This is a genomic window from Methylobacter sp. sgz302048, from assembly GCF_052162025.1.
Taxonomy (GTDB): domain Bacteria; phylum Pseudomonadota; class Gammaproteobacteria; order Methylococcales; family Methylomonadaceae; genus Methylobacter.
In genome coordinates, this window is sequence record NZ_CP197401.1 from 507,501 (window position 1) to 520,363 (window position 12,863).

General features: G+C 47.8%; 14 protein-coding genes and 2 rRNA genes (1 of these 16 only partly in view). 6 read left to right on the forward strand and 10 right to left on the reverse strand.

The features are described 5' to 3' along the window. Nucleotides 1–1,178, forward strand: a 23S ribosomal RNA gene (locus ACTNE6_RS02565); it begins 1,715 nt to the left of the window's first position. A gap of 103 nt (nucleotides 1,179–1,281) precedes the next feature. Continuing rightward, nucleotides 1,282–1,397: ribosomal RNA gene (rrf, locus tag ACTNE6_RS02570) — 5S ribosomal RNA — on the forward strand. A 153-nt stretch (nucleotides 1,398–1,550) separates the two neighbouring features. On the opposite strand, the gene ACTNE6_RS02575 is transcribed toward rrf, so the two are convergent. The 6 genes from ACTNE6_RS02575 to ACTNE6_RS02600 all read right to left on the reverse strand — a co-directional run bounded on the left by ACTNE6_RS02575 (nucleotide 1,551) and on the right by ACTNE6_RS02600 (nucleotide 5,205). Then, entirely contained in the window at nucleotides 1,551–2,816 is a 1,266-nt protein-coding gene (locus tag ACTNE6_RS02575; RefSeq protein WP_442498490.1) for a glycosyltransferase, read from the reverse strand. A 2-nt stretch (nucleotides 2,817–2,818) separates the two neighbouring features. Continuing rightward, nucleotides 2,819–3,160 carry a cupin domain-containing protein gene (locus ACTNE6_RS02580; protein WP_194969746.1) on the reverse strand — a complete coding sequence of 114 codons (342 nt, stop codon included), beginning with the start codon at nucleotides 3,158–3,160 and terminating at the stop codon, nucleotides 2,819–2,821. A gap of 311 nt (nucleotides 3,161–3,471) precedes the next feature. Next, on the reverse strand, nucleotides 3,472–3,690 hold the full coding sequence (locus tag ACTNE6_RS02585; RefSeq protein WP_442498491.1) for a hypothetical protein: 219 nt from the start codon (nucleotides 3,688–3,690) through the stop codon (nucleotides 3,472–3,474). A gap of 44 nt (nucleotides 3,691–3,734) precedes the next feature. Next, the gene (locus ACTNE6_RS02590) at nucleotides 3,735–4,040 is read right to left on the reverse strand and encodes a hypothetical protein (protein WP_194969744.1); all 306 of its coding nucleotides are present in this window, start codon (nucleotides 4,038–4,040) and stop codon (nucleotides 3,735–3,737) included. Nucleotides 4,041–4,549: 509 nt separating this feature from the next. Then, a complete protein-coding gene (locus tag ACTNE6_RS02595) occupies nucleotides 4,550–4,822 on the reverse strand; it encodes a hypothetical protein (protein WP_194969743.1) in 273 nt (90 codons plus the stop codon). Nucleotides 4,823–4,968: 146 nt separating this feature from the next. Further along, a complete protein-coding gene (locus ACTNE6_RS02600) occupies nucleotides 4,969–5,205 on the reverse strand; it encodes a hypothetical protein (protein ID WP_442498492.1) in 237 nt (78 codons plus the stop codon). A gap of 223 nt (nucleotides 5,206–5,428) precedes the next feature. On the opposite strand from ACTNE6_RS02600, the gene ACTNE6_RS02605 reads away from it, so the two are divergent. The 4 genes from ACTNE6_RS02605 (at nucleotide 5,429) to ACTNE6_RS02620 (ending at nucleotide 9,138) form a co-directional block, all read left to right on the forward strand. Beyond that, nucleotides 5,429–6,694, forward strand: coding sequence for a TIGR03862 family flavoprotein (locus tag ACTNE6_RS02605; RefSeq protein ID WP_442498493.1), 1,266 nt, complete (start codon nucleotides 5,429–5,431; stop codon nucleotides 6,692–6,694). Between the two features lie 211 nt (nucleotides 6,695–6,905). Next, the gene (locus ACTNE6_RS02610; protein WP_442498494.1) at nucleotides 6,906–7,550 is read left to right on the forward strand and encodes an HvfX family Cu-binding RiPP maturation protein; all 645 of its coding nucleotides are present in this window, start codon (nucleotides 6,906–6,908) and stop codon (nucleotides 7,548–7,550) included. 2 nt (nucleotides 7,551–7,552) lie between these two features. Next, nucleotides 7,553–8,497: a protein-methionine-sulfoxide reductase catalytic subunit MsrP gene (gene msrP / locus ACTNE6_RS02615; protein WP_442498495.1), complete on the forward strand. Its 945-nt coding sequence runs from the start codon at nucleotides 7,553–7,555 to the stop codon at nucleotides 8,495–8,497. Continuing rightward, complete coding sequence (locus ACTNE6_RS02620; protein ID WP_442498496.1) at nucleotides 8,497–9,138, forward strand: sulfite oxidase heme-binding subunit YedZ; 642 nt, start codon at nucleotides 8,497–8,499, stop codon at nucleotides 9,136–9,138. Before msrP ends, ACTNE6_RS02620 begins: the two co-directional genes overlap by 1 nt. A 6-nt stretch (nucleotides 9,139–9,144) precedes the next feature. Here ACTNE6_RS02620 and ACTNE6_RS02625 read toward each other — a convergent pair whose 3' ends face one another. The 4 genes from ACTNE6_RS02625 to ACTNE6_RS02640 all read right to left on the reverse strand — a co-directional run bounded on the left by ACTNE6_RS02625 (nucleotide 9,145) and on the right by ACTNE6_RS02640 (nucleotide 12,842). Continuing rightward, entirely contained in the window at nucleotides 9,145–9,420 is a 276-nt protein-coding gene (locus ACTNE6_RS02625) for an acylphosphatase (RefSeq protein ID WP_442498497.1), read from the reverse strand. Further along, the gene (rlmKL, locus tag ACTNE6_RS02630; protein WP_442498498.1) at nucleotides 9,410–11,611 is read right to left on the reverse strand and encodes a bifunctional 23S rRNA (guanine(2069)-N(7))-methyltransferase RlmK/23S rRNA (guanine(2445)-N(2))-methyltransferase RlmL; all 2,202 of its coding nucleotides are present in this window, start codon (nucleotides 11,609–11,611) and stop codon (nucleotides 9,410–9,412) included. The genes ACTNE6_RS02625 and rlmKL overlap by 11 nt, the downstream gene beginning before the upstream one ends. 112 nt (nucleotides 11,612–11,723) lie before the next feature. Beyond that, on the reverse strand, nucleotides 11,724–12,143 hold the full coding sequence (locus ACTNE6_RS02635; protein ID WP_442499663.1) for an FKBP-type peptidyl-prolyl cis-trans isomerase: 420 nt from the start codon (nucleotides 12,141–12,143) through the stop codon (nucleotides 11,724–11,726). A gap of 126 nt (nucleotides 12,144–12,269) precedes the next feature. Then, nucleotides 12,270–12,842: a transglycosylase SLT domain-containing protein gene (locus ACTNE6_RS02640; RefSeq protein WP_194969735.1), complete on the reverse strand. Its 573-nt coding sequence runs from the start codon at nucleotides 12,840–12,842 to the stop codon at nucleotides 12,270–12,272. Nucleotides 12,843–12,863: the final 21 nt, after the last annotated feature.

The window sequence follows — 12,863 nt, forward strand, 5'->3', positions numbered from 1 at the left end:
CCTCGCGGGCGAAGCCGAAGAAGGTTGCAATAAACTGGTGGCTGCGACTGTTTAGCAAAAACATAGCACTCTGCAAACACGAAAGTGGACGTATAGGGTGTGACGCCTGCCCGGTGCCGGAAGGTTAATTGATGGGGTTATCTTCGGAGAAGCTCTTGATCGAAGCCCCGGTAAACGGCGGCCGTAACTATAACGGTCCTAAGGTAGCGAAATTCCTTGTCGGGTAAGTTCCGACCTGCACGAATGGCGTAACGATGGCCACACTGTCTCCACCCGAGACTCAGTGAAATTGAAATTGCTGTGAAGATGCAGTATACCCGCGGCTAGACGGAAAGACCCCGTGAACCTTTACTATAGCTTGACACTGGACTTTGAACCTACTTGTGTAGGATAGGTGGGAGGCTGTGAAGCACCAACGCCAGTTGGTGTGGAGCCATCCTTGAAATACCACCCTGGTATGTTTGAAGTTCTAACCTCGACCCGTAATCCGGGTTAGGGACAGTGTCTGGTGGGTAGTTTGACTGGGGCGGTCTCCTCCCAAAGAGTAACGGAGGAGCACGAAGGTACCCTCAGCATGGTCGGAAATCATGCAATGAGTGCAATGGCATAAGGGTGCTTGACTGCGAGACGGACAGGTCGAGCAGGTACGAAAGTAGGTCATAGTGATCCGGTGGTTCTGAATGGAAGGGCCATCGCTCAACGGATAAAAGGTACTCCGGGGATAACAGGCTGATACCGCCCAAGAGTTCATATCGACGGCGGTGTTTGGCACCTCGATGTCGGCTCATCACATCCTGGGGCTGAAGCAGGTCCCAAGGGTATGGCTGTTCGCCATTTAAAGTGGTACGCGAGCTGGGTTCAGAACGTCGTGAGACAGTTCGGTCCCTATCTGCCGTGGGCGTTTGAGATTTGAGGGAAGCTGCTCCTAGTACGAGAGGACCGGAGTGGACGAACCGCTGGTGTTCCGGTTGTCATGCCAATGGCATTGCCGGGTAGCTATGTTCGGACAGGATAACCGCTGAAAGCATCTAAGCGGGAAGCCCCTCCCAAGATGAGATCTCACTGGGACCATGAGTCCCCTGAAGGGCCCTGAGAGACGATCAGGTTGATAGGCACGGTGTGGAAGCGCTGTAAGGCGTGCAGCTAACGTGTACTAATTGCCCGTGAGGCTTGACCATATAACACCCAATCAGTTTGGGTTGACTGACAGCGCTTTTTTGACGCGAGAGATACAGATTTCCATGCAGTAGGCCGCGACAGCGGGCCTGCTACACCAGTTTGCTTGGTGACCATAGCGAGCGTGAACCACCCGATCCCATCCCGAACTCGGAAGTGAAACCGCTTAGCGCCGATGATAGTGTGGCCGTTTGCCATGCGAAAGTAGGGCATCGCCAAGCGCCAATCCGAAAACCCGGTCCTCCCAGAGGCCCGGGTTTTTTTTTGCCCGCGCTCAGGCCGCCCGCGTCGCCCCGCCCAGCAAGGTCAGGATCTCGCCCGTGATATAGCTCGAGTCGGCCGGCGACGCGAAAAAGGCCAACGCCGACACCCGCTCAGGGCGGGATCCGGCTGAGAGCCGCTGCCAGCAACTGCACGGCCCGCCGGGCCCCTTGCCCTGGATCAATTTTGTTTTTGGCTTTAAGAGCATTTAACCGCATGCTTTCTGATTGTAATACTTCTCGTATTCTTTCTGATAATGCTGTTGCGGTTGCATTCCTTGCCGGCAGAGGGGCTGGGGCAAGGTTTAAATGTTGAAGTTGGCAAGCCCAGAACAGTTGCTCATCCATGAAAGGCACTACAATTGAAAGGCAACCGCTGAGCGTAGCGGAGTGAGTAGTTCCGGCACCGCCATGATGTACAACAGCTGCGCAGTGTTTGAAGACAGCTTGATGAGGATGCTTGCCAATAAAATAAATATCTCCATGCTGCGTTTCGGGTGGATATCTATCGGAACTGGTTTGAATGATTGCGCGGCAGTTTGTCTTCTGAGCGGCTTTAATAAATAGATCCATGCTCCAATCAGGCACTGCTTGCTGTAAGCTACCGAATGTCATATAAACAGGTTTTTCTCCTTGTTTAATAAACTCTTGCAGATCCTCAGAAATTAACCAGGTTTCAGCCGTGTCTGATAAATTCAAGAAGCCACAATTCTGATGGATCGGATGCCATTGGTTCTGATAAGGGCAAAAAAGCGGATCAACAGCTACCAGATTAAGAAAATCCGAATTTAACAATTCGGGAAAAACATGTTTAAAAGCAGGCATGCCCTCGCTAAGCCAGAGCTTGCTAAGATTGTTTTTTAGCGCAAAATCAAAAATATAATCCAAAATATGCCATTGAAAGCGGTTAATTAAAGGGCTTAAATCAGGAAACTTAAAAGGTGGTTGCTCTGCCATGGAAATTGCGCCATGACAAAATGTTACGCTAACATGTGGCTTTTTCTGTTTACTGGCAGCCAGCTTCAATGGGTACAAAAAGTGATGGCCGATCACGCAGTCATTTTCTTCAACCAATTGCTTGGATGCTTCATAAATAGTCTGCTCGTACGGAAAGAAGACCGCTTCAAGTAAAGCATTAAGCCATTGCAATGTGTTCATTCTGAACGTTTTTTGCGCAAAGGCAGGCATATCAAAATCGATATGTGCAGTTACTTGCCGGTAGCCAATAGCCAGCCGTTGGCAAATATCCGTATAGCTGCTGTTATCAATACTGCTGGCTGCCAGTGTTACCTGGTGCCCCGCCTTTTGTAACGCTTCGGATAAAGCCAATAAAGGCCGGATGTCGCCATTGGATCCCCATGTCTGTAGACCTATCTTCATGATTAACTATCTCTTTTAAGCAAGTGAATTGCCAGCCAGACAGTATCAATTTCCGGCATAGTCCATTCGACGCGATGTTTGACATGCGCAGGGATGAACAAATAATCACCGGTTTTTAATGTGAAGCACACTTGGTCTTGTTCATAAGCGACAATTGCCCGACCCTGGAGCAGAATGACCCATTCATCAAAGACTTGATCATACCAATAGCCTTCAGGTGTAACATGGCCTCTGGAAACGATTCGTTCAATACGAATATTATCCTGCTTGAGTATACAGTCAAATAGCTCTTCGGGTAGTTGAAGGGGAATATCACTGAAAATATTGAAGTGATTCGGTTCCATAGCTTATTAACTGATAGCAATAATCGTGCAAACGATACAGCGGGTCAATATATGGCAATGGTTATTTATCATTTGATATTACACATTTAATATGGAAAAAGAATAAATTGGTTATACATCGATTATTTGTGTAGTAACAGATGTGGCTCCGCTGATTGGACAGTCATTTATCATTCTTAAGTGATAACCCTGCCGAGTTATGCTGCTTTCTATTCATTAACAAGGTCAGCATAATACACTTCATCCGATGTTCTTTGCTCTAATTCCTGATGGCGTCTTTCTTCATTGTAGAAGCAGAATTAGCATTCAGCTTACTGAGGTGTTTCATGCATTTTCAGGTAGATTTTTTCAGACTTTAAGCAGCGCCAGAGCCATTCCACAAAGACATTATCGATCCGGGAGGCTTTGTCGTCCATGCTAATCTGGATCTGATGGGTTTTGAGTTTACTGGTGAAGGCTTCGCGGGTGAATTGTCCACCCCTGATCGGTATTGCAAATTTCAGACGTTCCGTAATGCACCATCGCTTCATCCAAAGCCTCTACGCAAAATATATGGTATCCAGAATATAACAGATTATTTCCAATCCAAATGATCTCTATCTTTACTAACACATTTGTCATGTCCTCCTATTATAGTGTGTCCATACCAGCTATTACCTCTTGCTTTTTTGCAGTCAGGAATGGTCTTATAACCAATTCTCTCACCATCGCAACTCGTTCCTTTAAAACACATTCCCGTCTCGTCTCCGATCGCAGTTGCATTGCTTTTAGCGGGCTTTTCGGCCGCCACATTAGCTTTGGGCTGGTCAGGGTCGGCCGCGTAAGCCGCTAAACCAAGACTCAGGCTAAAACAAAACAAAAACAAGTAACGAGTCATCATAAATCACCTCCACTAGTGGATGGGCAATATTGCACCCGGGAAAGTCCGTTGACGTGTTAAATGATGCTAAATATACAAGTCATATAAATCAATTGGTTAAATTGCGTAATAGCAGATTTGCACGTCATAGTCAGTATAGAAATAGAAGCCAGCCTTTGATGTCATCCTGTAGGAAGATAGAGAAATAACTGTGTTAAGCATTTTTTGATTGCTGAGTTGCCGCTAAGCTCTCCTCTTGCAGAGGCTGTGTCACTATTAAATCGGCAGTATCGGGTTCATCGAGTTTTATGTTATTGACAAAGATAAATAATGGACAGTCGAGAGGCGTTGTGTCTGATTTCGGACAATTCAGCAAGGGCTTCGGCCCGCCACGGTTGATATCACTTACGGCCTATTTTGCCAAAAACATTTGGATTGTCCGGCGCATCGAAAAGGTATCGGCTCTCGAGCGCTCGAGAGCTGACACAACGATTGCGTCTTTCTCTATCAATAACATGGGTAACAGAACATTAAGCATAAGTTTCATTACGCCAAGAATAGCCATTTTTAGCATAATTCAAGGCATCATTGAGGCTATTAAATACGCCCAAACATTTGAGGCATCCGTTAACCAAGTTATGAACTGAAAATTGATGCTCCACACGAAGAATGAAAGGTGATTCTGGGAATAGTCCATTCTTAAAAACCGGATTGACTAAGTGGCCATCAATGAAGTCTTCTGCCAAACATTCAGTATTGTCACCAAATTTAAATTTTTTCATAAGCGATAATAAGAATCTCATGTCATAAACTTCACATGCTACTGATCTACCTCGGAGAGAGATATTGTGTCGAATGCTTATCATCTGCCTTGAGTCACACTTTGGCGCACCATGCCAAATGGCGAACGCTGATTAGCATATATTTATATTTTGGGACTCTCCTAATGTCAAATAGGGCGATATTTAGCGCAAAATAAGGCATCATTGAGATTATCAAAGACGCCTACGCATAAGGTGTATCCATCAACTAGAGCATGCACTGAAAATATATTTTCAGCATGGATGATAAAAGGGGTTTCAGGGACAGATTCAGGTGTAAATCTCGGATTAATCAGGTGTCCGTCAACATAAGCTTCTGCAAAATACTCAGTACCATCGTTAAGTTTAAATTTTGTCAGAATCATAAAATATTACTCCTCAGGCTATTTAGCTGTAGCTGAGCATTTATATCTGACTTAACTTAAGTGATCCTTTTGTCTTTTATTATATTTTTTGTGCTAAAAGACTAATTTTTATTGCCAATTCACATCGATCTTCAATTTTTTGTGTGTTTTTGTGTGTTCGAGCTATTGACTGCGGCATTTAAGTTAAAATGAGAATCGCCTCAAATACCTATACTCTAACTCTATGAATAATTACACTGCTCAGCCCGATTACATCACCCAGCAAGTCGCCATTATTGGAGGAGGGCCGGCTGGGCTGATGGCTGCTGAAGCGCTTTGTCTTGCGGGTATACAAGTCGATGTTTATGATGCCATGCCATCTCTCGGCCGCAAGTTTTTGTTGGCCGGTATCGGCGGTTTGAATATCACGCATAGCGAATCCTATAACACCTTTTGCACCCGCTATGGCGATCATCAACCGCAGCTGCAAGCATGTCTCGACCGATTGCCGCCGAGCGCCTTGCGCGCATGGGTACACGGGCTGGGCATCGATACTTTTATCGGCAGCTCAGGCCGAGTATTTCCCACACGGATGAAAGCTGCGCCGATGCTACGGGCTTGGCTGCATCGCCTTCGCAGCGCGGGTGTACATCTGCATGTGCGCCACCGTTGGCTGGGCTGGAACGCTGATGGCTCGTTGAGACTGGCCAATCCGAGAGGCGAAATTTCAATCAAGCCGCAGGCGACGGTGTTGGCGTTGGGAGGAGCCAGCTGGCCGCAGCTGGGATCAGATGGTGCTTGGGTGTCATGGCTGCAGGCGCGCAACGTAGAGATCGCGCCATTGCAAAGCGCTAATTGTGGCTTTGAAGTGGCGTGGAGTTCATATTTGCGAGACAAATTCGCTGGAACGCCCCTTAAATCGGTGGCGCTGACTTTTACTGACATTCAGGGGCATACCGAGCGGCGGCAAGGCGAAATGATGATTAGCATGCACGGTGTCGAAGGCAGCCTAATCTATGCGTTTTCGCAGCGGCTGCGTGAGTACTTGAATATCCATGGAAGTGCTACCTTCACGCTTGATCTGGCGCCCGGACGCGACGCTGAGAAGGTGCTTGCCGAAATCAGCAAACCGCGCGGATCACGGTCGATATCTAGCCATTTGCAAAGTCGGCTCGGTATTGCCGGCGTCAAGATGGCTCTGCTGCGCGAGGTTCTCAGTAAGGAACAATTTGCCGATATGGCTACGCTGGCGGCGACCATCAAGTCCTTACCGATCACAGTGCGGGCAACTCGCCCCATCGCCGAAGCGATCAGCACTGCCGGTGGCGTGCGCTTCAGCAGCCTCGATCAAAACCTTATGCTCACTACTATTCCCGGCGTGTTCGTCGCCGGCGAGATGATTGACTGGGAAGCTCCTACTGGCGGATATCTGCTCACGGCCTGCTTCGCCACCGGTCTGTGCGCGGGCTTGGGTGTGCGTGACTGGCTAAGTCATCAGCATCCGTCTTGAGAAATCATCGATGATGCGTCCGCCGTTGCGAGGATTGTCATCCGCTAGATTACAATCCCAAACGGATACACAGCCATAATTGCAATTAGAACAGAAAATTCCTGAGCCTTTCCAACCGAAATAATCAAGACACAGATTTCATATTTGAGTTATCTTACGATTAAGGCTATGGCTGTTATAACTGAATGACTAATAAGGAGAATGGCTTATCATGAATATTAGAGATATTGATTTTGCCACTGTAGTAGATGAAAGCGTTGTTTGGGGCCGGCGACTGTCGAAATGGTTAGATAAAGCTAAAGTGCTGGATTTTCTTGCGCCGTTACTGCTGAGACTTTACCTCGCCCCTGTTTTATGGATGGCCGGTACCAAAAAAATCGCCAGCTTTAGCAGTACTGTCGACTGGTTCGGTAATCCAGAGTGGGGATTGGGCATGCCGCTGCCCTGGTTGATGGTTCTGTTGACGATAACGGTTGAGATTCTGGGCGCTTTATTTTTGCTGTTTGGGTTTGGCGTGCGCTTGATTACTATTCCGCTCATGGTGGTGATGGTCGTTGCAGCCGTCGCGGTGCATTGGCAGTACGGCTGGCTGGCAATTGCCGGAGACAGTGGCTTATTCGCGACGGATAGAACAATAGCGGCAATGGAACGTCTGGAACAGGCCAAATCTATACTGCAGCAATATGGCGATTATGCTTGGCTGACCGAAAAAGGCAATTTTGTCGTGCTCAACAATGGTATTGAGTTTGCCACGACTTACTTCATCATGCTGCTGGTATTGTTTTTTATGGGCGGCGGCCGCTATGTCAGTGCCGATTATTGGCTGGGCCGTAAATATATGACACAAGGGGCATAAATATGTTGATCAAAGTCAAAGCAAACATTTTAAGCAGCGAAATTACCGACCGGGCGGTCTTTGAGTCACGCCGGCAATTCATCAAAGCAACGGTCGTCGGCTCTGCGGCACTGATGCTGCCAGGATTGGCTGATGCAGAAAGCGGCAAGTATGCCGATGTGCTCACAGGGCCTTATTCAGAACCTTTGGTGCCGACTGATTACGAAGATGTCACCAGCTATACGAATTATTATGAATTCTCTACCAATAAACAGGATGCATCCAAGTTGGCGCGGGCGCTAAAAACCAGACCGTGGAGCGTAACGGTAGAAGGTGAGGTAAACAGGCCGGGCGTTTATAATTTGGAAGATATTTTAAAGGACAATTCTTTAGAGGAACGCATCTACCGTTTCCGCTGCGTGGAAGCCTGGTCTATGGTCGTGCCATGGATAGGTTTTCCGCTGGGCAAAATGCTGAAGCGGTTTGAGCCAACCGCAAATGCAAAATTCGTCGAGTTTACAACGCTGTACAATCCGGACGTCATGGTCGGCCAGCGAACCAGCGTCTTGGAATGGCCTTATGTGGAGGGATTAAGAATTGATGAGGCCATGCATCCGCTAACGATTCTGGCTACCGGCATGTATGATGACGATCTGCCCAATCAGAACGGTGCACCATTACGCTTGGTTGTGCCGTGGAAATACGGCTTCAAGAGCATCAAGGCAATCGTTAAAATCCGCCTGTTGGAAAACATGCCTGATACGGCTTGGAATAAAAGCGCGCCGACGGAATATGGCTTTTATGCCAATGTCAATCCGGAAGTTTCCCATCCCCGCTGGAGCCAGAAACGCGAGCGAGTGCTAGGCAGCAGCATTTTTACGGCCAAGCGCAACACTGAAAAGTTCAACGGTTACGGAGAACAGGTGGCATCGCTTTATGCCGGCATGGATCTAAAAAAATATTTCTAATGGCGCTCGATAAAAACTACTGGCTTGCTATTAAAGGCTGTGTTTTTTTGTTGAGCCTGTTGCCTTTAGTATTGCTGTTTACAGCGGCCATCCAGAACCGGCTCGGAGCTAATCCGGTACAGGCATTGCATCACGGGTTCGGTGACTGGACATTGCGGTTTCTATGCATAGGTTTGGCTCTGTCGCCTTATAAAAAAATAACCGGCCAAAACTGGCCGACGCGATTTCAGCGCATGATAGGGCTGTTCGCCTTTTTCTATGCCACATTGCATTTTCTGGTTTTTATCGTCCTCGATTTGTCCTTTTCCTGGTATGCGTTTAAGGACGAGGTATCCGAGAGTCTTTATGTTCTGATGGGGTTGCTGACTTTTTTCCTGATGATTCCGCTGGCGGTCACCTCGACAAAAGTGATGCAAAAGCGCTTAGGGACAAACTGGAAAAAACTGCATAGATTGGTTTATGTCATTGCCATTACCGCGCTAATCCATTATTTCTGGCTGGTTAAAGCCGATTACAGTCAGCCTCTTGTTTATGCATTGATAATTTTTTTGTTGCTGAGCTACCGCGTGCTGCTGTATTTCTCGAAAAAGACAAACAAGAAACAATCTCTGCCTGGACCCGCGAATAAACTAATAACATAAACGGATTTATCTTATTATGTCGAATGACGTTAATTGTTCATCAGACTGTAATTCGGCCATTTCAATGTGATCAACACGAGCCGTTACAGGTCCTTTGCTGCACCATTTGATGAACTCTTCGATTGTTGGGCTCTTGGCTTCGGCAATAATTTCAACGCGTCCGTCCGCCAGGTTTCGAGCGCTGCCTTTCACACCTAACTGTTTGGCCTTGTTCTGGGTAAAGGCGCGAAAATAGACGCCCTGAACCCGGCCAGAAACCAGAATTTTGACTTTACGCACCATGCCTGATTCTCCAGCAATAATGGATTTTGGGATTGCGGGCAAAATCTTCCGGGATAGTGTCCGCGGTAATATCGTCAATAACTAGCCCGGACAGGGCTGAACTGTCGAGTTTAAAGCGTCTGAAATTGGTCGAGAAGTATAAAACGCCATCTGGCGCCAACAGTGAAATCGCATTCTTGATCATCGATACATGGTCGGTTTGCACGTCAAACACGTCATCCATGCGTTTTGAATTGGAAAAAGTCGGTGGGTCGAGAAAAATCAAATCATACTGACGGCTGTAAAGCTGCTTAGCTTCAGTTGCCAGCCAATCCAGGCAATCTGCCTGAATGAACTCGTGTTCTCCTTGCATGTTGTTCAGCTGCATGTTCTTTTTGGCCCAATTGAGATACGTATTAGACATATCGACCGTCGTGGTTGATTGGGCACCGCCGCGGGCCGCATGAACGGTCGCGCTACCGGTGTAGGCGAACAGATTCAGGAAGCGCTTGCCTTTGGCCTGTTGCTGGATCATGAGGCGGATAGGCCGGTGATCCAGAAACAGGCCCGTATCCAGATAGTCTTCAAAATTGACCAGCACTTTGCAGCCGCCTTCTTCGACAACATGAAACACGCCGGAATCGCCGTGCTTTTCATACTGGTCGGTGCTTTTCTGCTTGCGGCGTATTTTCAGGAAGACCTGATCCGGGCTTATCTGGAGCACGCGCGGTATTTCTGCCAGCACGCCGGCCAATCGCTGGTCGGCTTTGTGCTGATCGATACTTTTGGGCGGTTCGTATTCCTGGACATTGACCCAGGTTTGCTCACTCTGATAAATATCAACGGCGACCGCGTACTCCGGAAGATCGGCATCGTAAATCCGATAGCAGCTGATTTTATTCTGCTGAGCCCACTTGGAGAGCTTTTTGAGATTTTTTTTTAGCCGATTGGCGAACATATCGGCGCTGGCATCGACAGACGGCTTCTTGCTGGTGTCGGTGATTTGACTCAGCCTTTCATCCTGCGTTTTGGCCTTGGGTGTGAAAAAAGCGCTTTCTTCAATGGTAAAGCGCAAGAGTTTGCATTCGATTGCACCGTTGAACAGCGTAATCGGCTTTTGCGAGCGGATTCCTAGACGGAAGCCCAGTTCCGGATTACTGATGATCATGGCAGCTTTCCAGCCGGTAAAATGCGTTTTCAGCGTATCGCCGAAGCGCTTGTATAGTTCGGCTGTTTCCTGTTCATCACCGAGTCGCTCGCCATACGGCGGATTGCAGACGATCAAGCCGGATTTCCAGCTTTCCGCTGGTTGTGCATCGCTGATATCGCGGCGTTCGACATGGATCTTATGTTGTAGACCGGCATTGGTAATATGCGTTAAAGCGGCATTGATGGCGTGGCGGTTCTGATCAAAACCGACGATAACCGGCAGTCTCTCAAGCCCGACCGCTTTCCGTTGTTCGGCTTCGGCGCGCAATTTTTGCCAGCATGCGGCATCGTGTTTTTTCCAGCCAATAAAACCGAAATAATCACGCAACAGGCCGGGCGCGTAATCGGCTGCGATCATTGCGCCTTCTAGCAGCAAGGTTCCTGAGCCGCACATCGGGTCGATCAGCGAGCCATGCTGTAGGGCGATTTGAGGACAGCCGCTACGCAGCAATATGGCCGCAGCCAGGTTTTCCTTTATCGGCGCTTTAATATTGATATCGCGATAACCGCGCCGGTGCAAGCTTTCGCCGGAAAGATCCAGGCTGAGCTGCGCTGTGGTTCCTTGTAGATAAACATTGATGCGGATATCAGGCTGCTCGGTATTGATGTTCGGACGTTTCTGGAATTTGGCACGCATTTGGTCAACGATCGCATCTTTAACTTTTAAAGCCCCAAAATGAGTATTGTTGATAACAGGTGAGTTCTTGGCGCTGAACGAGACAGCAAAACTGCCTTCCGGTTGCAAATGCTCAAACCAATTGATCCGCTTGACACCGTAGTAAAGATCATCCTGGGTTTTGACTTCAAAAGAACTCAGCACCAGTAAGATTCGGTTTGCCGTTCTGGACCACAGGCATGCCCGATAAGCTGTTTCTAGGTCGCCTTCAAACGCCACGCCCGCCAGAGTTTGTTTGATAGGCTTAATGCCAAGAGCCTGAAGCTCTTCGGCAAGAATGGTTTCCATCGCTTTGGGTGTTGTGGCAAATAATTGGTAAATAGGCATGGTCAAACAAGGCAGGGGCTATCGGTTGGCTATCGGCTTCAGCATGGCTTTTCAGCCGATAGCATTTGCAGATATGGCGCAGATTGATGTATTACGCGCCAAATGGGCATTTTTATTGAATTTTGATCAATTCCACATCAAAGATCAATGTTGAGTTCGGGCCAATCAGACGGCCTGCGCCGTGAGCGCCATAGGCTAATTCTGAAGGAATATAAAAACGATATTGAGCGCCTTCCTGCATCAATTGAACGCCTTCGGTCCAGCCGGGAATGACGCGGTTAAGCGGAAATGTGGCGGGTTCGCCTCGGCTGTAGGAGCTGTCAAACTCATTGCCGTCAATTGTTGTGCCCTTGTAATGTACAGTTACATTATCAGTGCCGGACGGTGTCGCGCCTTCGCCTTTTTTCAGGATTTCGTATTGCAGACCGCTTGCTGTCGTGATGATATTGGGCTTTTTGGCATTTTCTGCGAGGAACGCTTCGCCGGCAGCTTTATTTTCTTCGGGTGTTGTGGCATTAGCCATTGAAAACATAGTGATTCCTACAAGAATAATTGTAATAACTGAAAGAATTCGAGCTTGAAGTTTTCTCACGGTTTCCCCTCCTCTCATACGGTAAATGTGAGGCATGTAGTTTATCAAAAAACCGTCTTTTGCTGTTTAATTCTTCTTGCAAGTATTTAATTGGCTTTGAAATATTTGCGCGCGCCTGGCTACTTTGCTGGCTACCTGCATCAGCCATGGTTTTTTCAGATAACTCTTGCGCATATAACCGCCATGCCCTTCATGATAAGCAAGATATAAATTTTTTGTGTCCCATTTTGGGATGCCCAGCTTCTTGTAACTGATACTGCAATACCAGCCGATAAAATCGGCGGCATCGTCAAATTCATCACGGTCGGCCCACCAACTGCCGGCATTATCGACATAACTGTCCCAAGTTTCATCCTTGGCCTGCGCATAGCCATAGGCGCTGCTGGACCTAAACCAGGGAATGATACCTAACAGCCAGGGGCGGGGAGGCCTCGCATCGGCGACAAAATGCGATTCCTGATGCATGATCGCCATTTGAACATGGACAGGTATCCCCCATTTTTGAAATGATTTTCTGGCATCGTTATACCAGTCATCTTTTTCTCTGAAAGTCGCGCAGATATTATCGCTATTCTTTGGCGGTATGGTTGCGCAGGCGGTTAGAGAAAGTAATAGAGGCAGTATGAATGGTTTCTTCATGGTAGAGCAGAGGAATTAAAA

Bases quoted from the DNA above. Each gene is read 5' to 3' on its own strand.
- ACTNE6_RS02600 (WP_442498492.1), bottom strand. From the start codon at position 5,205: ATGATTCTGACAAAATTTAAACTTAACGATGGTACTGAGTATTTTGCA.
- rlmKL (WP_442498498.1), bottom strand. From the start codon at position 11,611: ATGCCTATTTACCAATTATTTGCCACAACACCCAAAGCGATGGAAACC.
- ACTNE6_RS02590 (WP_194969744.1), bottom strand. From the start codon at position 4,040: ATGATGACTCGTTACTTGTTTTTGTTTTGTTTTAGCCTGAGTCTTGGT.
- msrP (WP_442498495.1), top strand. From the start codon at position 7,553: ATGTTGATCAAAGTCAAAGCAAACATTTTAAGCAGCGAAATTACCGAC.
- ACTNE6_RS02620 (WP_442498496.1), top strand. From the start codon at position 8,497: ATGGCGCTCGATAAAAACTACTGGCTTGCTATTAAAGGCTGTGTTTTT.
- ACTNE6_RS02580 (WP_194969746.1), bottom strand. From the start codon at position 3,160: ATGGAACCGAATCACTTCAATATTTTCAGTGATATTCCCCTTCAACTA.
- ACTNE6_RS02585 (WP_442498491.1), bottom strand. From the start codon at position 3,690: ATGAAGCGATGGTGCATTACGGAACGTCTGAAATTTGCAATACCGATC.
- ACTNE6_RS02640 (WP_194969735.1), bottom strand. From the start codon at position 12,842: ATGAAGAAACCATTCATACTGCCTCTATTACTTTCTCTAACCGCCTGC.
- ACTNE6_RS02595 (WP_194969743.1), bottom strand. From the start codon at position 4,822: ATGAGATTCTTATTATCGCTTATGAAAAAATTTAAATTTGGTGACAAT.
- ACTNE6_RS02575 (WP_442498490.1), bottom strand. From the start codon at position 2,816: ATGAAGATAGGTCTACAGACATGGGGATCCAATGGCGACATCCGGCCT.
- ACTNE6_RS02625 (WP_442498497.1), bottom strand. From the start codon at position 9,420: ATGGTGCGTAAAGTCAAAATTCTGGTTTCTGGCCGGGTTCAGGGCGTC.
- ACTNE6_RS02635 (WP_442499663.1), bottom strand. From the start codon at position 12,143: ATGTTTTCAATGGCTAATGCCACAACACCCGAAGAAAATAAAGCTGCC.
- ACTNE6_RS02605 (WP_442498493.1), top strand. From the start codon at position 5,429: ATGAATAATTACACTGCTCAGCCCGATTACATCACCCAGCAAGTCGCC.
- ACTNE6_RS02610 (WP_442498494.1), top strand. From the start codon at position 6,906: ATGAATATTAGAGATATTGATTTTGCCACTGTAGTAGATGAAAGCGTT.